Origin of the sequence: Agrobacterium sp. P15N1-A, from assembly GCF_044626815.1 — a bacterium.
In the GTDB taxonomy this organism is placed as follows: Bacteria; Pseudomonadota; Alphaproteobacteria; order Rhizobiales; family Rhizobiaceae; genus Agrobacterium; species Agrobacterium leguminum.
Genome location: NZ_JBIUPF010000010.1, coordinates 55,759 through 74,593, shown reverse-complemented (window position 1 = coordinate 74,593; position 18,835 = coordinate 55,759). Strand labels below are relative to the sequence as shown.

The window sequence follows — 18,835 nt, the reverse complement described above, 5'->3', positions numbered from 1 at the left end:
GTCGAGAGAACCCGACATTTGCTCGATACGGTGTGCTGACTCTGAAAAATCAGCGATTGCGCGGCTACGAGAACACCAATTTTGCCCCCTCTAAGGCTTTGGTCCACATTTCATCGGACAAGGTGCAGTAGCGAGCCAGGAACAGGAGGGAGCGAACCTCGTCCAGTCTGATGAGCAGAGGAAGCGTTTCCAACTCATACACCGATAGCGGACGCACACTCTCGTATCCATTGATCAACGCGCTCATCAAGGCTTCGTTCTGCGCGCTTTCCTCATGCGAAAAGTGCCATGCTGCGGTGCTCAGGTCGAGCACGAAGGGACCATGCCCGAAATCATCAAAATCGAAAAATACCGCCTTGCCCTTGTGAAAGCGGGCGTTCCCTGTCCAAGGATCGCCATGACAAGTGCCCGAGGGCAAGGCAGTTAGATCGAGGCGAAGCAGGGCCGGAAGATACTTGTTTTCAATAACCTCCACGACTTCCCCACTCCGAGGCACTCTCCTCAGCGCATATAATGCTTCGCGGACGATCGCAATTGGGTCAAGTTCCCTGACCTCACCGGCTATGATGACTGGCATCGCCAGATGCAAGCTCGCCAGTGCGGCCCCGAACCGCGCCATGTGCGTAGCATTGTTCAGTTCGATCGGTTCACCTTCGGCACTTTGGAAAAGGCAACCGTGACGCTGCTCTCCGTTCCAGTGGAGTTTCATAACGTAAGCGCCGTCAATGGCGGCAACGGGCCGACTCACCCCTACATACGAACTTTCAGGGAAGCGCGTCAGCAGGCTTATTTCTGCTATGATTTGTTCAAGGGACCGCCCAAATGACCGATAGAGCCGCAAATAGAAGACCTCCGCTCCTGCCTGGACGCGGTACGTTCGGTTCACGCCACCAACGACGACATCAATATCGGTAAAGTGCCGTCCGTACCGCGAAGAGAGCCATTCTTTGTCGATGTCAGTCATGACGTGACCATAACAACGAAAGTCGCGAAATTCCCAAGTTTTGTTCGACGTGTTATCCGGCCTTCGCCTCGAAAATCACGAATCACGCCATATGCGGTGGTTCCTACCTCATAGCTGCGCAGACAGAAACTTTATGCGAATATCCCGTATTATAATTGCGATCCTGACCATTTTCTTCTGCACCGCGGCTGCTAACCCCCAACCGTCTAGGCAGCAACTCACGGTGCCAACTGCCGGCGGCGAGGTAACGATCGAGAGCTTCGGAAATTGCGCAAACGCAACCTGCCCGGCCGTTCTGATACTGAGTGGAAGCAAAGGCTTCGGAGCGCCTGTTTACAGTGAAATCGGCCAGACGTTCAAAGCGGCAGGCTTGAATGCCTATCTCGTTCATGTGCTGTCGGCGGGCGACCTCGACGCCATCGCGACTGCGGGCAGCGCAAAAGCGCGGATTACCTACTATGCCAAGCGATTACAGGACTGGATTTCCGCCGTTCAAGGCGTGGCCCTATATCTCGACAGTCAACCTCGTCATGGCGGTAAGGTCGGCGTTCTTGGAATCTCTCTTGGTGCGCAGATCGCTTCGGCCGCTTCGATCGGGCAATCCGACATCGACGCCTTGGTGCTGGTCGACGGCGGTTTCCCGAACGGCTACTCGAAGCCTATCCGCTCATTGCCGCCCCTCCTTCTGATTTGGGGCAGCGCCGACACAACTTCCCCCTATCCATCGGCCGGGAATTACACGAGAAAGCGCAAAAGCTCGGAGCTCCTGCCGTCCTTAAGGTTTACGAAGGCAGTGCGCATGACTTTTTCCTGAGATCGGGCACCCGCAATGCCGAATCGGCTCATCACAATGCGGCCGAGTTTTTGACCCGGCATTTGTCGCAATAGGTCTGGTAGCACTGCACACAGGTTCGGGATTTGGGAAGGCGCTTGATCGTTGCCGGTAAGATCGCGTAAGGTCTTCGCATCGACCGAGTGGCAACTAGGGTTCCGGGCGGAAGCACCGTCGCTGGACCGAGCGTTGCACAAACCGTGGGAGTTCCGCGGCTGCACCCGAGGGACAAAATCCCAGAGGAGGAGAAGTCGAGATCAACCAGCGCCTATGGCGAAAAAGGAGGTCTCGATGGCTATTGCCTCGCTGCTACTTGTTGTCCTTGCATCGTTCATCCATGCAAGTTGGAACCTGCTTTCCAAACGGGCCGCATCGGTCGGCACGATATTCGTCTTTGCTTACAATCTCATTGCTTGCGTCGCCTATGCGCCGTGGGTGCTCTACGTGCTCGTGAAGGGCGACGGCATCGTCTGGACGTGGATCGGCGTCGCCTTCCTGCTGCTCAGCGGCCTGATTCATCTGGCCTACAGTCTGTGCCTGCAACGGGGGTATCAGGTCGCGGACCTCTCGGTGGTATATCCGATCGCACGCGGAACGGGACCGATGCTTTCCACGCTGGGCGCGTTCCTCATCCTCGGTGAAACGCCATCGGGTCAGGGCGTGGTGGGCCTGCTTTTGGTTGTGGCCGGGATCGGTCTTATCGCCACGCAGGGCGATCTGTCTGCCTTCCGGCGTCCGGGCGGGCAATCGGGCATACGATGGGGCACCGCGACGGGCACCCTGATCGCGTCCTACACTGTGGTTGACGCTTACGCCGTCAAAGCCCTTGGAATCGCACCGGTCGTGCTGGACTGGTTCTCGAACCTGCTGCGGTTCTTTCTTCTGGCTCCGCTCGTGATCGCTGATCCCCGCCGCGCCATTGGGGCTATGCGCGGCTACTGGTGGATCGCGCTCGGCGTCGGCCTGCTCTCGCCGCTGTCCTACATCCTTGTGCTGGCAGCGCTGACCTCGGGCGCTCCCCTCAGCCTGGTCGCCCCCATGCGCGAAATGTCGATGATGGTTGGTGCGCTCATGGGCATGGTGATCCTGCGCGAGAAGGTCGGCCCTTGGCGCCTCGCCGGATGCGGGGTGCTGATCGCTGGCGTCATCCTCCTGTCAGGAGGTTGATCATATGGTGTGGCTACGTCAATTCTCCAGGCTAGTTCTTCATATCTGGCCTGATCGGCATCGTCAGCGCCGCAAGCTCCGCGATATGGACGACGATCAGCTTCGTGACATTGGGATCAGTAGAAGCGCGGCTATGCGGGAAGGCCGAAAACCCTTCTGGCGGTAAGAAGGGGCCAAGGAGATTCACGATTTTCTGGTCGTCGGCAACAATGCGTCGCCATCATTACCAGCAACAGACAGGAGCTTCGTGGTGCACGTATTTTTACGATAATTTTCAGGTATCGATAGTAAATCGACAGGGGTCGCAAAAGACCCTAATCTCCGGCACAGACCACGTTGCCCAAAGGCTCCCATACATGGAAGACCGCGTCCGTTTCGCCCTCGAAAAGCTGCTTAACGTCGCACATCGCGATACCGGCCAGAGCCGGCGCGTTGCCAACTTTATCCTCGCGTGGTGGAACGCCGATGTGCATGGCGGCTTTGACTTTGCCGATCTTACCAACCTTGATCCAGCGATATGCGAAGACATGGTGACGATCTTCACCTGGCTCGCGCGTGAAGAGGACGTCGTTTATCCGGACGCCTATAAACCGGAGATCATCGAGGTTATCCGCCGCTGGCGACCAGACGTCGAGATCGATTGATGCCGGCGCCGGCCTTTTCATATCTTTTGGCGTACGCCCCCTGGCTCAGAAACAATTTTGTTACATGTCCACCGAATGACACCCACGCCATCACACTTTTCGGGGCTCATTAAATGGTCGGCAACCAGTACGTGATACCGAGCAAGCCACAACAACCAAGGAGAAGTATGTGGCGGACGGCATCAGGTCATATCTTGACGCATTCGGGTTCACCATCGAGGAGATACTCAAAGCCAAGGATGAGGTCGCCAAACGTCAGCGGAATTTGGTGCACCTGAGTGGGGATCGCTTCCTTCGTCGTGGGGCGCCAAGTGCTGCTGCCGACTTTCAGGCGATATTGGCACAACACTGGAGCAGCCTTTTTTCCGATGCGGGGCTCGCGTTGTACATAACGCTGCAGCGCGATTCTCCGAACTTGATGGCTGATGTGAATTCTGTTGCCGCGAACCTGTTCTGCGATCCCGTATCCTTCAGAGATCTCACTGCCTGGTGTCTTTTTTTTGCGGCTCGCGATGCAGCGCTGGCGACGCAAATGAATTGCATGGCGCCCCGGTCGGAGGCGCATCTCTCGGGCGGACTTCTCGAAGCCCTGAAGTTAAGCTGTAGGCAGTGGAGTGACGTCGTCGATGCTGCTCTGGAGCGTAGGCGCACAACACTCACGCTTGATTTCATCGATCACTCGATTCTAGGGGGCGAACAAGCCACAGGAGGGGACTTCGCGATCATTCTCGATGTTGACGGACGTGGCCTCCAGCCTGGGGCCGTTGCACAGCCATCAGACCGGAAAATCATCCCCCTGCTCTTCCAGGCGAAGCGCTACGTGCGGCCGAACGCCGACGTGTCGCAGAAACATCACGCTCGTGGTTATCAGCATGCGCTTCTTGGCCAAAACAGCTGTCGATCGTCGTATGTTTTTTACGAGAACAACACCAAGGACTTAGATGCTAAAACGATCTCGGCCCCCTTCCCACCCCTATTCAAGGATGTAGCCAAAGTTCATTCGCCCACGACAACTGCTGTCTTGAGTGAAAGCTCAGACTTCGCGACGCACCTGATGACGTCGCTTGCTGACGAGCATGTCGCCGCTCGAGCACAAAGTCCCGAAGACGCTCTGCGAATGGTTTTTGATCAAGCCCATCCTGGTCAGCTCTGCAGGCTCGCCATCATCGCTAGTGAAGCAGATGCCTATGAGCAATACCTCCAAATCCTCGATACGCTGGACAGAGAGGATAATCCTACAATTGGGCTCCAAACCTGACGAGCAAGCTATAAGTCGGCGGCGAAAACTCATCAGGGTCTTCCATGGTGGGCGCCATCAAGGCGAACGTAAGCACCATAAGAGCGGCCAAGGTTCCTGAGCCTCCTTACTCATAGCCAACTCATCGCGGGCTAGGCTTCTGAAGGGTTCGCAGAAGAGCGCCGGATACCGCCGTCTCGGCTTTGTCGACGAGCCCAAAGCCTGCTTCAGTTGGCTTTTGCGTATCAAGCTTTGCCCGGAGCAGCGCCATCACCATGGGCCAAGTCGAGAATTTACCATCTCTCGCTCGCTCGGTTAGGCTGCGCAGGTACCCACCCGCGTTGGAAATCTGCTCATGCCGCTGATAGATGGCAGCCAGTGTAATGGCAGCGTGCTGGTCGCCAAGCGCCTCCCTTGCCTCGCGCCATGCGCTTGGGCTGATCCCCAACATCGGCCGGGCGAGGTCAGCGGCGGCCAAAAAATCACGCCAGTTCCGAATTTCGCCGTCTCGGGCCAATTCACCGAGGCTTGGGCAGGCGTCTACGACGATACCCAGAGGCAAGTCCCGCTTGGGCAAGCTACGAACTTTGTCGCAATGCTCACTGTCGCCATCCGCTTCTTTTTTATTTCTAAAGCCGTTTTCTGATTCAAAATTGGGTTCTGGATTTGAATTCTGTATGTGGCGCCCAAAATGGGACTCATTGCCGTCCGGATTCCCAGTTTTTGCGAATGTTTCCAATACCTCACGGATCTCCGTGTACAGGGCGTGAAGGTCAACGCAGACATCATCCACGATCTGCCGCGACGCCGTTCGTGGGAGCCGCCCAACAATCGCCTGGTAAGCCTGGTGAACCCGCGCCCAGTCGCCGGGGACCCTCTCCTCAATCGCGGTCTCAATCATCTTTGCGACATCACGGCGAAGCAAAGTCAGACGCTCTTTGGATACCCGTAAGGCCTTTTTCTCGTTTCGGACCTGTTCAGCGAGTTCAGCAAACTCGTCAGCTCGGGCCACAATTGGTGAGAGGTCGAACCCGTAGGCTTGCTCGATCTCGCCGCCTCGGCCCTTCCTGGCGAAGCGCTTACCGTTCGGACTGTCACGACGGATGACAAGCCCGCAATCAACCAGGACCGCGAGATGGCGCCGAAGCGTTGTTGCTGGCATACCGTTTGCACGGGCCATGAGGTTGACGTTGGACGGCCAGACGACAAGTTCAGTGCCCCCCGCAAGCCCGCTCTCCGGATGAAAAGTTAGCAGCGCATTCAATATTGCAAGCGCGCGATCAGTCGCGCCAACGAGTTCACGGGCCTCACGGATATCGTGAAAGACCTGCCACTTATTGATAACGACGTCAGGCTTGCTCGCCCGGGCAGCCATTTGGCTTGAAATTTGGCCAAGCGTCATCGATCGCCGCCCGAAGGGCGTCGTAGAGATATGTGTCTGCATTTTCTTTCACCTTTTTCTCGGCAAAAGAATTTTGCTCGCCGAAACGGCGCTTAATCCCTCACGGGACTCTTGACTGTGATTCTCGGAAATGCGATTCTCGGGTTGCTAGACACAGAGAAGGGCTTCCGGGACGTCGTTTCGGGGGCCTTTTTCTTTTGCTGGTCAATCTCCGTTACTGTTTGTGCATCGCTTGCTGCCTGAACGCCTCGTAGAGTTCGTCGAGGTGCTCGGACAGATAGTCTCCAAAGGAGCCTGCATCGGCTCCCTTGGCCTTGAGAGCAAGGCTGTAACGTTTGCCCTCGGAAATGATATCGGCGGATAGCGTTCCGTCAGCCGGAGCCCAGCTACGTTTCACAGGCTTGGGCTTGGAGCGTTTCCTGGATTTCGCTGCTTTCAGATGTGTGATCAAGGCGTTGAAAGCGTCGGGGCCCTGGAGGGATGCGGATTGCGATTGCCCGACATAATCCAGTGCCGTTGAAAGCAACGCCGGATTATCGAGTAGTTGCTTCAGCTCATACCAGCGGTCGCGGCCGACTCCCTTGGCAGCGCCCATGAAATTGAGGATGGCCTCTGGCAAACCTGCGACAGACAGCATTTTCGAGAGCGTGGTCCGATCGATGGAAAGCGCTGCCATGACGGTACTATTGTCTTCGTCAAAGCCGAGCCCGACCAATGCGGCGGCGTATCGAGCGCGCTCGATGAATGTCAAATTCTCTCGAGCCGAATTCTCCTGCCCCTGAGCTACGACATGGTCCCGATCCTTGATCTCCCGGATAACCGCGCGGACCTTGCGCTTGAGCTCCTTTGCAGCTCTCAATCTCCTGTGGCCGAATACGACCATATAGCGTCCCGACTGGCGGGGGTGAGGGCGCACAAGAATCGGGCTGTCTTGTCCTCGGTCACGTATTGCCTCGAGCAAATCTCGAAAATCATGCTCGTCAGCACCGATCCTATCCTGGACAAACGAGACGTCGACAGTCTCCGGATCGAGCTCCACCACGGTCTCACCCTGAAGAACGCTGTCAGCTCGCGCCGCCATTTCGTCGATTGAGCTGATGAAGGAACGTGATGCGCCTTTTATCGTGTAATTGAGAGCGACATCCTCCGAGGCCGGCACCTCGGGACTGTCCATGAGATTAGCAAACGGGTTTTTTCGAGCCATAACGCACCTGAATTTCAGCTAGATTATTGATGCTACTGCATTTTTCTCCACTTTTTACGGCCGTCACACTAGAGCCTTCCCCACGCTTGATGAATAAGGCCCTGGATTTCGAAATTGACCGCATCCAAAGCTTCAATCGCGCGGTCGTATGTTTGATGGTTGAAGCGGGAGCGCTCTACCTCATAAAGAGTTTGCTTCGTCAAACCCGCATCAGAGATTGCGGTCGACTTCAGCATGGGATTTCTGAGAATCTCCTCTGCTAATATCGAATGCATGAATCCAAGCATCTGCGCTTGTGGGATGTCCGTTGGCTCATATCGAGTGATAAGGTAGCGCAGCCAATCCATACTCACATTTGCGCCAACGTTTTTCACTGTCTTCGTGATGTTGCCAAGCATCAACAAAAACTGGCTCATGGACATGAGATCGAGCATTTGGGGATGCACGGTAATTAGCACAGAGGTGGCGGCAGTGAGTGCCGTAAGAGTCAGGTAGCCGAGTGCTGGCGGGCAATCGATCACCACTACGTCATACTTCTCATCGACGTCTCTAAGTGATGAGGCAAGTCGAACGTAGAAACGCTTTCCTTCCTTCGATTCCTGCATCGCCAGCGGGGTATCGTACTCATACTCCTGAAGCTCGAGGTTCGCGGGAATGATGTCAAGAAGGGGGAAATTGGTCGGCAGGATGACATCCCGTATCGACTGCTTCTTGTCGTCATACCGGATTGCGTCATAGAGCGACGGGTTCTTGTCCAATTCCGGCTGGAACCCGTGCAATGCAGACAGCGACGCTTGAGGGTCAAGGTCGACCGCGAGTACACGGTGTCCAGTCAACGCCAGATGCTGCGCCAGGTGCGCCGCCGTCGTTGTCTTCCCTGAACCACCCTTGAAGTTTACGACCGCGATCACCTGCAGCTTCTCGCTGCCTTTGCGAAAGGGAAGGTACTTTTTCGCGTCCGACCGTCCGTTCTTGTCAAGATATTGCCGGACTTCTATCATCTGCTCAGCACTATAGAATCGCCGCCCTCCAGCAGCAATCTCAGGCTCCGGACCCTTCCCCTCGAGATGTAGTCGCTTGAGATTGTTTGGACTGACACCAAGATAATGTGCGGCCTCCGCCATCGAAAAGCGACGCAAGGTTTTTTTGGCGTCGGGCGGAAATTTCTCTTGGCGCAGCTGATCGAGCTTGCGCGAAATTTCCGCGCCTTGCTTGAGGATTTTGTCGTCGAATTCGAACGACGGCAGGGCGGGCATACTTTGAGTCCCTTTCACAAAAATAGCGCCAAATTGTCCATTAGGCTGAATTTAGCGCCAGTATCCGCGATTCTCCCACGCTGGCAAGCGAAATAGGGTTAACAAAAGGTTAATAGAACTCGGGAGCAAACGGCCCAGTCGGACACATATCTGTTTACTTTCAACAGCTTGCGTCTTACTCGGACGCGCCGCCGAGCACGAGGTGCAAATTTGCACCCACAGGTTTCCTGCTGTCACGAAGTACCACTGAGGACTTCCTCCGCCAGAATCAGTGCAAATCTGCACGTAGCCACGACTCGGCTTTCGATGCTCATTTCCCGTGATTTGTCCTGTCACGGAGCAGACTCATGTCAGTATCTTCCGCGCTGTGCGCGCTCTACGAGGTCGTGGCCACACCTGTAGCAAAACCCCACAACCAGCGCCGGAGAGGGGCGGGGTACGCACGCCGATGACACAGCTGCGATCCCATTCGCGCCTCGTTCGCAAGCTTCAGGAAGCGCTTGGCGACCAATTGTGCGTCGCTCTGGATGACCCGACCGTGGTCGAGATCATGTGCAATCCAGATGGGAGGCTGTTCATCGAACGCTTGGGGCATGGCATCGCACCGGCAGGGGAGCTGTCGGCCGCAGCGGCAGAAGTCGTGATTGGGAGCGTTGCCCACGCACTGCAATCCGAGGCGGATGACGAAAAGCCAATCATCTCTGGCGAACTGCCTATTGGCGGTCACCGGTTCGAAGGCCTGCTGCCTCCGGTCGTCGCTTCGCCTGCCTTCACCATCCGGCGGCGCGCGTCACGCCTGATCCCACTCGATGATTATGTGCGGAGCAAGATCATGACGGAGGCCCAGGCAAACGTTCTGCGCAGTGCGATTGAATCTCGCCTCAATATAGTCATCTCCGGTGGAACGGGGTCGGGAAAGACCACACTGGCCAACGCTGTTATCGCGGAAATTATCGAAAACGCACCTGCGGACCGTATCGTCGTCCTTGAAGACACTGCCGAGATCCGATGCGAGGCTGAAAATGCAGTCTGCCTCCACACCAGCGATCAAGTCGACATGGCCCGGCTCCTGAAGAGCACCATGCGCCTTCGTCCCGACCGCATAATCGTCGGCGAGGTCCGTGACGGCGCGGCCCTCACTCTGCTCAAGGCTTGGAATACGGGCCACCCGGGGGGCGTGACCACAATTCATTCAAACAACGCGAAGTCCGCGCTACGCCGCCTTGAGCAGCTGACTTCCGAAGTTAGCCAACAGCCGATGAAGGAGGTCATCGGAGAGGCGGTGGACCTTGTCGTGTCGATCGAACGAGCTGGCCGTACCAGGCGCGTCCGCGAAGTCATTCACGTCGAAGGGCACAACGGCACTCAGTACCAAATCGACCACTACGCCGAAACCGAAGAGGATACCCATGCCGCATAAGCAATACTTCGCCTCCGTCGGCGGCGCGCTGACCATATTCGTGCTTTTTGTTTCTGCTGATCCCTCGCTGGCTTCCTCAGGCGGTGGCGGTCTACCATGGGAAACTCCGCTTCAACAAATCCAGCAATCGATCACCGGCCCGGTTGCCGGCTTCATAGCTCTGGCCGCTGTCGCTATTGCCGGTGGCATGTTGATTTTTGGCGGAGAACTCAACGATTTCGCGCGGAGGCTTTGCTACATCGCCCTCGTCGGCGGCGTTCTTCTCGGCGCGACACAAATTGTGGCGCTTTTCGGGGCGACTGGCGCCTCGATCGGCGAAGAGTTCGCTGCGATATCTTCAATGCCCGACCGGACGTCGTCGCTGGTGCATGCGGGGGAGGGGGCCCATGGCTGAGGTCGAATCAGTACTCACCCGCTCGCGCATACATCGTGCCCTGTCGCGGCCGAGCCTATTGATGGGCGCTGATCGCGAGCTCGTCCTTCTGGCCGGGCTGGCGGCAGTAATCCTGATTTTTGTCGTCCTTACCTGGTATGCAGCACTTTTCGGCGCTGCCGTCTGGTCTTTTACGGTAGCGGTACTGCGCATGATGGCAAAAGCCGATCCACTTATGCGTCGTGTCTATATTCGACACGTCTCCTATAGGCCCCACTACCGGGCCACTTCGACGCCTTGGCGGCGCTACTGAGGTACCCCTATGGTGTCCTTGAAACGATTCCGCCACTCGGGTCCGTCCTTCAGCGATCTCGTCCCTTACGCTGGCCTCGTCGACAACGGCGTGATCCTGCTCAAGGACGGCAGCCTCCTGGCCGGCTGGTACTTCGCAGGCCCCGACAGTGAAAGCTCAACCGACGCGGAGCGCAACGAAGTCAGCCGACAAATCAACGCAATCCTTTCACGTCTTGGCTCAGGCTGGATGCTCCAAGTCGAGGCCGCACGTATCCCCACGACGGACTACCCGGCTGAAAGCGCGTGCCACTTCCCGGACGCGGTGACACGCGCAATCGACGCGGAGCGCCGGGCCCATTTCGAGCGCGACAGGGGGCATTTCGAGAGCCGACATGCGCTGATCCTCACTTGGCAGCCGCCGGAGCCACGGAGATCGGCTATGACGCGCTACGTTTATTCTGACGCGCCCAGCCGCTCGGCATCCCACGCAGATACTGCGCTGAACAGCTTTCGCACCTCAATCCGCGAGATCGAGCAATATCTTGCCAACGTCGTCTCCATTCGCCGGATGGTCACGCAGGAAGTCGAAGAGCGGAGTGGGTACCGAGTCGCGCGCTATGACGAGCTCTTCCAGTTCATCCGATTCTGTATCACCGGGGAAAATCACCCGATCCGCCTGCCCGAGATTCCGATGTATCTGGACTGGCTGGTCACGGCCGAACTCCAGCACGGTCTGACACCGACAATAGAGAGCCGCTATCTCGGGGTCGTCGCCATCGACGGGCTTCCGGCAGAAAGCTGGCCGGGTATCCTTAACACACTTGATCAGATGCCGCTCACCTACCGTTGGTCGTCACGTTTCGTCTTTCTCGACGCGGAAGAGGCGAGGGCAAAACTCGAGCGCACGCGCAAGAAGTGGCAGCAGAAGGTCCGTCCCTTCTTCGACCAGCTGTTCCAGACGCAAAGCCGCTCAGTCGACCAGGATGCCATGATGATGGTGGCTGAGACCGAAGACGCGATTGCAGAGGCTTCGTCGCAACTCGTCACTTATGGATACTACACGTCCGTCGTCGTCATCTTCGACGAGGTTCAGCTACGCCTCCAAGAAAAGTGCGAAGCCGTTCGCCGACTTATCCAAGCGGAGGGCTTCGGTGCGCGCGTCGAGACGCTGAATGCGACCGACGCCTTTCTCGGCAGCCTGCCGGGGGTCTCCTATGCCAACATCCGCGAACCCTTGGTCAATACGCGCAACCTTGCTGATCTGATACCACTCAACTCTGTCTGGTCGGGAAATCCGGTGGCGCCGTGCCCGTTTTATCCCACAGGATCGCCGCCGCTGATGCAGGTGGCAAGCGGTTCCTCGCCCTTTCGCTTGAACCTCCATGTCGACGATGTAGGTCACACGCTCGTCTTTGGCCCGACCGGATCAGGGAAGTCGACCTTGCTGGCGCTGATCGCCGCCCAGTTTCGCCGATATATGAACGCGCAGGTATTCGCCTTCGACAAGGGGCGCTCAATGCTACCGCTGACGAGCGCCATCGGCGGCGACCATTACGAGATCGGTGGTGACCCGTCGGGAGAAGGGGAGGGGAGTCGGCTTGCATTCTGCCCGTTGGGCGAACTCACCAGCGAAAGCGACCGCGCATGGGCGGCGGAATGGATCGAAATTCTGGTGGCGCTGCAGGGCGTCACGATCACGTCTGATCATCGCAACGCCATCTCGCGCCAGATCGGGTTGCTCGCTGCATCCCGCGGACGGTCGCTATCCGACTTCGTCTCGGGGGTACAGATCCGCGAAATCAAGGACGCCCTGTACCACTATACAGTGGACGGGCCAATGGGACAGTTGCTCGACGCAGAACAGGATGGACTGGCACTCGGCGCATTCCAGTGTTTCGAAGTCGAGGAGTTGATGAATATGGGCGAACGCAATCTCGTACCGGTGCTGACCTACCTATTCCGCCGTGTCGAGAAGCGGTTGACGGGGGCGCCCAGTCTCATCATCCTCGACGAGGCATGGCTGATGCTCGGCCATTCGGTCTTTCGCAACAAAATCCGTGAATGGCTTAAGGTGTTGCGAAAGGCCAATTGTGCCGTAGTCCTCGCCACTCAGTCGATTTCCGATGCCGAGCGTTCGGGCATTATCGACGTTCTCAAGGAAAGCTGCCCGACCAAAATCTGCCTTCCCAACGGCGCGGCGAGGGAGCCCGGCACGCGCGAATTCTACGAGCGCATTGGTTTCAATTCCCGCCAGATCGAGATCGTCGCAAACGCATTGCCCAAGCATGAATACTATATGACTTCCCCGGACGGTCGAAGGCTATTCGACATGGCGCTCGGCCCGGTGGCACTTTCATTTGTGGGCGCCTCCGGCAAAGACGATCTAAAGCGTATCCACGCTCTTTTCCGCGAACACGGGTCCGACTGGCCCGTCCATTGGCTCCAGCAAAGGGGGATCGCCGATGCCGAAGCGCGCCTATCTGCCGCTTAGGGCAGCACGAACCGTGGCGGTCGCGGCATTCATGCTCTCACTTTACCAGTCGCCTCCTGTTCATGCCGGAAGCGCCACCGGCGCGGCGACGGAATGGACGCAGCTTGCCAACAATGCCGAACTCATCAGCTTGGTCGGGAAATCGGCCGAGCAGGTGAACAACCAGATCAAGCAGATCTCGCAGCTTGCCGAGCAGATCCAGAACCAGATCAATATCTACAATAACCTGTTGCAAAACACTGCACAGCTTCCGAACCATACCTGGGGTGAGGTCGAGAACGATCTCAAGCAGCTCCAACGGATAGTTAGCCAAGGACAGGGCATCGCCTTTTCGATGGGTAACATCGATGACGTGCTGAAGCAGCGTTTCCAGAGTTTCGCCGACATGAAATCCAATCTTCCAGATGGCGAAAGCTTTTCCTCGTCGTATCAGCGGTGGTCCGACACCAATCGCGACACGATCGGTGGCACACTGAAGGCCGCTAATCTCACGGCGCAGCAGTTCTCGAGCGAGGAGGCCACGGTTGCCTCGCTGCGCTCGATGTCCGAGTCGGCGGACGGCCAGATGAAGGCACTTCAGGTCGGCCATCAGATCGCCGCACAACAGGTCGCGCAGATGCAGAAGCTGCGCGGGCTCGTTTCCCAGCAGATGACGATGATGGGAACGTGGTTCCAGTCTGAGCAGGCTCAAAAGGATCTTGCGCAGGCCCGCCGCGAACAATTCTTCAATGCGCCGACTCGAGACATTCGTGGCGGCCAGACGATGGAGCCTCGGTGGTGAGTGCACGGTTCCTCATCGGTCTCCTCATCGCCGGCATCGTGGCCTTCGGTGGCACCCTCACGCTGTTGGTCTTCGTTAATCCGCAGACCAACATGGACGGGACGTGGGCGGCTCGCGGGTCGGACGTCGAGACCAACAGGCACCATGATCGGTTCTTTGGCGGCGATCCAGATCGGGATGTGCGCGGCGGACAGGAGATGAAACCGCGATGGTAGCCGTCTCCGCCTCCCGCAAGCTCGGAATGGTCTTTATCGCTATCGCGACCCTACTCGTCGCGACAGCGCCGGTTCTTGCACAGCAGGGCTCCGTCCTCACTACGCTGGAGAACCAAGTCGTCACCGCCGCCCGAGGATGGGAGACGACGATCATGGATGCGGCTCGCTCCCTGTTTTGGATACTTGCAGGCATCGAGATCGGCATTGCTGCCGTCTGGCTGGCTATCAACGCCGCCTCCATGGACGCGTGGTTTGCCGAACTGGTGCGAAGAATTATGTTTGTCGGCCTGTTCGCCTTCATCCTTGATCGTGGCCCGGCGCTTGCGAAGGCAGTGGTCGATAGCCTCTTCCAGATCGGCGCGGCCGGGGGATCGGCCTCGCCCGCTAATATCTTCGACGCTGGCATCCGCGTCGCGTCGAAGATGTCAGAACAGGCCAAGTTCGGGCTCTGGGAAGATAACGCGCTGGCGATTGCGGCCGTGTTCGCGATGGTCATCGTAGTCATCGCGTTTTCGCTCGTGGCGGCAATCTTCGTTTCGGTGATGGTCGAGATGTATATCGGTTTGCTGGCAGGGATGATCATGCTTGGGCTGGGCGGCAGCTCCTACACCAAGGATTTTGCCGTTCGTTATCTGATCTACGCATTCTCGGTCGGAATGAAACTCATGGCGCTCGTGATGATCGCCAAGATCGGCTCGGACATCCTTCTTGGGCTGGCCGAGGCGCCGACGGCGACCTCTGACCAGTTCATCACCACAATCGCCATCGCCGGAATCTCCGTAGTCGTTTTCATCATCGCCATGTATGTCCCTCCCATCATTCAGGGTGTGGTGCAGGGTGCGTCGGTCACCGGCGGCATGGAGGCGATTCGCCATGGTGGGCAGGCGGCAAGCTTCGCGGCCGGCGCAGCCTTTCTTGCTGGGGGCGCAGGCGCAAAGGGGCTCCAGGCGGCAAGTGCGGCCAGGGCAGGGGGCTCGACGCTCGCAAGCGCGGCACTGCGCGGTATGGCGGAAGGTATTGGCCAGGCCGGAGCGGCGGCAGGGTCTGCCGCCAAGGAAAAGGCCATCGCCTCGCCGGGCGCCTATGCTGGATCGCTGCTCGGTCTCGCCAATGCGAAGCTCGAGCACGCCGGAAAGTCGGGCAAAGAATCCAAGCCGCCACTTCCGCCCATCGATACAAACAAGTGATTAGGAGACTTCTCCCGCATGGCCGGACGTACGCCGCCCGACAATCCCTATCTCGCCGCGAGAAACGAATGGAACGAACGTTACGGATCCTACGTCAAGGCCGCAGCGGCCTGGCGCATCGTCGGCATCACCGGCATGGCAATGGCGGTGATCAGCTTCACCTATGCGCTCTATCAGAGCACGCAGGTCAAGCTGATCCCGTATATCGTCGAGGTTGACAAGCTCGGCACGGCGTCTAGTGCAGGATTTCCGCAGCAGATCGAATATGCCGACCCGCGCGTGGTCCGGGCGACGCTCGGCAGCTTCGTGTCTAACTTCCGAAGCGTGACGCCGGACGCCGTTGTCCAGAAACAGTACATTGATCGGACCTATGCGCTACTGCGCAGCTCAGATCCGGCGACCGAAAAGGTCAACAGCTGGTTTCGCTCGAACACCCCTTTCGAGAAAGCGAAGAACGCTACGGTGGCCGTCGAGGTCAACAACATCGTGGCCTTGTCGAACCAGTCCTATCAGATCGATTGGACTGAGTTCGAGCGCGACCGCCGCGGTCGGGAGACGGCCCTTCGGCGCTTCCGCGGAATCGCCACCGTCACATTAACCCCGCCGCAAGATGAGGGCGTCATCCGTCTCAACCCAATCGGGCTCTATGTCCGCGACTTCGACTGGACCGCCCAACTATGAAAGGCATGGCCTCGGACATGATCACCGGAAATGCAACAGTCACGGGCGCGCTGCTCGCCACCGCCACTCTTCTTTCCGCTAGTTTCTTCTCCGTTCCTGAAGCCCAGGCTAACGGTGTGACGGCCAACGAAGCGAAGGGCATAGGTATTTCTGGAAAGTGGCGCGGGAGCAAAGGGCTTGTGACCAAAGGCGCGGATGGAAAGGTCGTCTTCCTGTTCGGGGAGGTACAGCCCTCCGTCGTCTGCTCGCCCCTTCAGGTCTGTGACATCGAGCTCCAGCCGGGCGAAGTGGTACGCGATGTGCTTGTCGGTGACACGGTACGCTGGAAGGTCGAGCCCGCGACTTCGGGCGCCGCCGGGGGACAGGCAATCCATCTGATCGTCAAGCCAACCGAGCCCGGTCTTGTCACCTCTATGGTGGTGACGACATCGCGCCGCACCTATCACATTCAGCTCAAATCGCACGCCCAACAGTATATGGCGCGCGTTGGCTTCGAATATCCAGAAGACGTGTCGGCGAAGCTCGCCGACATCAACGCTCGCATCGAGGCGAACAGCATTCCCGGCGGGGGCGTTCCGGCAGAGCAGCTCAATTTCGCCTACTCGGTCTCGGGCCGCGCCGGCTGGCGGCCAAGTCGCGTCTACTCGGACGGGCATAAAACTTACATCCAGTTCCCGCGATCGATTTCCGGACAGGACGCCCCGGTGCTCTTTGTCGTCTCCGGCGGGCAAAACCGTGTAGTCAACTACCGGATGAAGGGCGACCTGATGGTCGTGGACTACCACGTCGACCGCGCCGTTCTGGTCTCAGGCGTCGGCTGGCGTCAGGAAAAGGTGACCATCCGTCGGAGTGGGCGTTGATGCTATCCTTCCGTGCGAGCCCCATCCGCCTCGTCGCCGTCTGCTCCCTTGCCCTCATACTTGCCGGATGCCAGGCGGTCGGGACAGGAGGGCTCACGACGAGTGAGGCGCCGGCCGAGATCTCGGTGCCGGCCGCGAGTGCCATCGCAGGCGACCTGGTGAGCCGCCTTGCCGAGCAAATCGGACCGGGCACGAGGACCGTCTCGCTAAAGCAGGACAGTTCGGCCTTTGGCCCCGCCTTTGAAGCCGCCCTGAGGGGCTGGGGATACGCTATCGTCACTGACGAGAAGACGGATGCGTCGAAGCCGGCCGTACCGCTGGCCTACGCGGTCGCAACCTTCGAGGATCGGGTGCTCGTCAGATTGTCGACGGCCAAGGTCGAACTGGCGCGGGCGTATACCGTTACAACCGCCGGCGCGCAGCCGGCCAGCGCGCTTTCGGTCATGCAACGCGGCTAGGGGAGGGCCGACTATGGTGCAATCTCTTAAACTGGGCGGTGCTGCCAATGAGGAGGCGGGCTCAAGCATGAGGCGGATCAACCGTCTGCCCCTCATTGCGACGGGTATCGGTGTCTTTCTCTTCCTTGCCATCGTCTTTTTTGGCTTGATCAATCGAGGTCTGCTGCAGCGCGGTGATCCTGGACCTGACGCGGGCGTGGGGAGTTCGGCCTCGACCTTTGCTGACCAGATCAAGCGCGGCGTTTCCGACGGGATCATCGGGGAGCCGCACCCGGCTCAGACTTTCCAGCCGACGCCCACCGAAACGACGGGGGAAACCTCCGCCAATCCTTTCACGTCCCAGCCTTCCCAGCAGGAGGAGGCGCATTCGACACTAGAGCCGGAGGAGGTCTGGCGAGCCCGCCTCGAACGGGAACAGCGCGAACAGTATCTTCGCGAGCGTCATCGTCAGAAGATGGCACGGCTCCAGTCGAGCAATGCGGCTTATGACGCGCCTTTGGCCATAGACCGCGGCAAACTGAATCCCCGTGACGGTGAGGCAAGCACGAAATCCAGTGGCGACGGACTTGCCACGCGAGACGGTCTACCAGCGGGCGGTGCTTCAGATCTCTATGCGGCGGCGTTGCGCGCCGGGATCGGCGGACAGAATCTCGATCCGAATGGGCAGAAGGCAAAGGAGGATTTTTTCAACTCCGATCTTGCCAAGCTCGGTTATCTGCCAAACCGGGTCGTGCCGCAGCAATCTCCCTACGAACTCAAGCGCGGCTCGGTCATCCCTGCAACACTCATCACAGGCATCAATTCAGATCTTCCGGGCCGCATCACCGCGCAAGTCAGCCAGCATGTCTATGACAGCGCGACGGGCCACCTGCTGTTAATCCCGCAAGGCACGAAACTGCTCGGCCGATACGACAGCAAGGTCTCATTCGGTCAATCACGTGTTCTTGTCGTGTGGACTGATATTATCTTCCCGAACGGATCGACCCTGCAAATCGGCGGCATGGCAGGAAACGACGCACAGGGATACAGTGGCTTTAGGGACCGCGCCGATAGAAAATGGTTCCAGACCTTCGGGTCAGCCATCCTAATCGCCTTGATTGGAGCAGGTACCGACATGGCAATTCCACAGGACCGAGATTCATTCCGGTCAGCCAACTCTGCGGAGGATGCAGCACGGCGCAGTTTCGCCGAGACATTTGGGCGGATGGCGGACCGGACAATCCAACGCAATATGGACGTCCAGCCGACGCTCGAGATCCGTCCCGGGTACAAGTTCAATGTCATCGTCGATCAAGACATAGTCTTTCCCGGACGTTATAGCCACAAGTAGCCCACTGCTAACGTCGCCGACGGGGAATGTGATTTAGAT

General features: G+C 58.2%; 20 protein-coding genes. 16 read left to right on the top strand and 4 right to left on the bottom strand.

Going from position 1 to position 18,835, the window contains the following annotated elements; all coding sequences use genetic code 11:
* Positions 1-64 precede the first annotated feature (64 nt).
* Positions 65-964, bottom strand: coding sequence for a phosphotransferase (locus ACIK7D_RS25715; RefSeq protein ID WP_400157881.1), 900 nt, complete (start codon positions 962-964; stop codon positions 65-67).
* Between the two features lie 223 nt (positions 965-1,187).
* Here ACIK7D_RS25715 and ACIK7D_RS25710 point away from each other — a divergent pair, with 223 nt between their 5' ends.
* The 5 genes from ACIK7D_RS25710 (at position 1,188) to ACIK7D_RS25690 (ending at position 4,865) form a co-directional block, all read left to right on the top strand.
* Positions 1,188-1,778 (top strand): dienelactone hydrolase family protein, encoded by a 591-nt coding sequence (locus ACIK7D_RS25710; protein WP_400157880.1) that lies wholly within the window; start codon positions 1,188-1,190, stop codon positions 1,776-1,778.
* A 309-nt stretch (positions 1,779-2,087) separates the two neighbouring features.
* Positions 2,088-2,963, top strand: coding sequence for an EamA family transporter (locus tag ACIK7D_RS25705; protein ID WP_400157879.1), 876 nt, complete (start codon positions 2,088-2,090; stop codon positions 2,961-2,963).
* Positions 2,964-2,967: 4 nt separating this feature from the next.
* Complete coding sequence (locus tag ACIK7D_RS25700; protein ID WP_400157878.1) at positions 2,968-3,129, top strand: DUF1127 domain-containing protein; 162 nt, start codon at positions 2,968-2,970, stop codon at positions 3,127-3,129.
* Between the two features lie 190 nt (positions 3,130-3,319).
* Positions 3,320-3,607, top strand: a complete 288-nt coding sequence (locus ACIK7D_RS25695; RefSeq protein ID WP_400157877.1) for a hypothetical protein — start codon at positions 3,320-3,322, stop codon at positions 3,605-3,607.
* A gap of 169 nt (positions 3,608-3,776) precedes the next feature.
* Positions 3,777-4,865 (top strand): hypothetical protein, encoded by a 1,089-nt coding sequence (locus ACIK7D_RS25690; protein ID WP_400157876.1) that lies wholly within the window; start codon positions 3,777-3,779, stop codon positions 4,863-4,865.
* A gap of 121 nt (positions 4,866-4,986) precedes the next feature.
* On the opposite strand, the gene repC is transcribed toward ACIK7D_RS25690, so the two are convergent.
* The 3 genes from repC to repA all read right to left on the bottom strand — a co-directional run bounded on the left by repC (position 4,987) and on the right by repA (position 8,706).
* Positions 4,987-6,288: a plasmid replication protein RepC gene (gene repC / locus ACIK7D_RS25685; RefSeq protein WP_400157875.1), complete on the bottom strand. Its 1,302-nt coding sequence runs from the start codon at positions 6,286-6,288 to the stop codon at positions 4,987-4,989.
* Positions 6,289-6,460: 172 nt separating this feature from the next.
* A complete protein-coding gene (gene repB, locus ACIK7D_RS25680) occupies positions 6,461-7,420 on the bottom strand; it encodes a plasmid partitioning protein RepB (RefSeq protein ID WP_400157874.1) in 960 nt (319 codons plus the stop codon).
* Positions 7,421-7,518: 98 nt separating this feature from the next.
* On the bottom strand, positions 7,519-8,706 hold the full coding sequence (repA, locus tag ACIK7D_RS25675) for a plasmid partitioning protein RepA (protein WP_400157873.1): 1,188 nt from the start codon (positions 8,704-8,706) through the stop codon (positions 7,519-7,521).
* A gap of 448 nt (positions 8,707-9,154) precedes the next feature.
* Here repA and trbB point away from each other — a divergent pair, with 448 nt between their 5' ends.
* The 11 genes from trbB to trbI are packed head-to-tail and all read left to right on the top strand — an operon-like array spanning position 9,155 to position 18,796.
* A complete protein-coding gene (gene trbB, locus ACIK7D_RS25670; protein WP_400157872.1) occupies positions 9,155-10,126 on the top strand; it encodes a P-type conjugative transfer ATPase TrbB in 972 nt (323 codons plus the stop codon).
* Positions 10,116-10,520, top strand: a complete 405-nt coding sequence (locus tag ACIK7D_RS25665; RefSeq protein WP_400157871.1) for a TrbC/VirB2 family protein — start codon at positions 10,116-10,118, stop codon at positions 10,518-10,520. Before trbB ends, ACIK7D_RS25665 begins: the two co-directional genes overlap by 11 nt.
* Positions 10,513-10,812 carry a conjugal transfer protein TrbD gene (locus ACIK7D_RS25660; protein ID WP_400157870.1) on the top strand — a complete coding sequence of 100 codons (300 nt, stop codon included), beginning with the start codon at positions 10,513-10,515 and terminating at the stop codon, positions 10,810-10,812. The genes ACIK7D_RS25665 and ACIK7D_RS25660 overlap by 8 nt, the downstream gene beginning before the upstream one ends.
* 9 nt (positions 10,813-10,821) lie before the next feature.
* Positions 10,822-13,284: a conjugal transfer protein TrbE gene (locus tag ACIK7D_RS25655; RefSeq protein ID WP_400157869.1), complete on the top strand. Its 2,463-nt coding sequence runs from the start codon at positions 10,822-10,824 to the stop codon at positions 13,282-13,284.
* Positions 13,256-14,065 carry a P-type conjugative transfer protein TrbJ gene (trbJ, locus tag ACIK7D_RS25650; protein WP_400157868.1) on the top strand — a complete coding sequence of 270 codons (810 nt, stop codon included), beginning with the start codon at positions 13,256-13,258 and terminating at the stop codon, positions 14,063-14,065. The genes ACIK7D_RS25655 and trbJ overlap by 29 nt, the downstream gene beginning before the upstream one ends.
* Positions 14,062-14,280, top strand: coding sequence for an entry exclusion protein TrbK (trbK, locus tag ACIK7D_RS25645; protein WP_400157867.1), 219 nt, complete (start codon positions 14,062-14,064; stop codon positions 14,278-14,280). Before trbJ ends, trbK begins: the two co-directional genes overlap by 4 nt.
* A complete protein-coding gene (gene trbL, locus ACIK7D_RS25640) occupies positions 14,274-15,467 on the top strand; it encodes a P-type conjugative transfer protein TrbL (protein ID WP_400157866.1) in 1,194 nt (397 codons plus the stop codon). Before trbK ends, trbL begins: the two co-directional genes overlap by 7 nt.
* Before the next feature lie 18 nt (positions 15,468-15,485).
* Entirely contained in the window at positions 15,486-16,148 is a 663-nt protein-coding gene (locus ACIK7D_RS25635; RefSeq protein WP_400157865.1) for a conjugal transfer protein TrbF, read from the top strand.
* The gene (trbG, locus tag ACIK7D_RS25630; protein WP_400157864.1) at positions 16,145-17,008 is read left to right on the top strand and encodes a P-type conjugative transfer protein TrbG; all 864 of its coding nucleotides are present in this window, start codon (positions 16,145-16,147) and stop codon (positions 17,006-17,008) included. Before ACIK7D_RS25635 ends, trbG begins: the two co-directional genes overlap by 4 nt.
* Positions 17,008-17,466: a conjugal transfer protein TrbH gene (trbH, locus tag ACIK7D_RS25625; protein WP_400157972.1), complete on the top strand. Its 459-nt coding sequence runs from the start codon at positions 17,008-17,010 to the stop codon at positions 17,464-17,466. The genes trbG and trbH overlap by 1 nt, the downstream gene beginning before the upstream one ends.
* 13 nt (positions 17,467-17,479) lie before the next feature.
* The gene (gene trbI / locus ACIK7D_RS25620; RefSeq protein WP_400157863.1) at positions 17,480-18,796 is read left to right on the top strand and encodes an IncP-type conjugal transfer protein TrbI; all 1,317 of its coding nucleotides are present in this window, start codon (positions 17,480-17,482) and stop codon (positions 18,794-18,796) included.
* Positions 18,797-18,835: the final 39 nt, after the last annotated feature.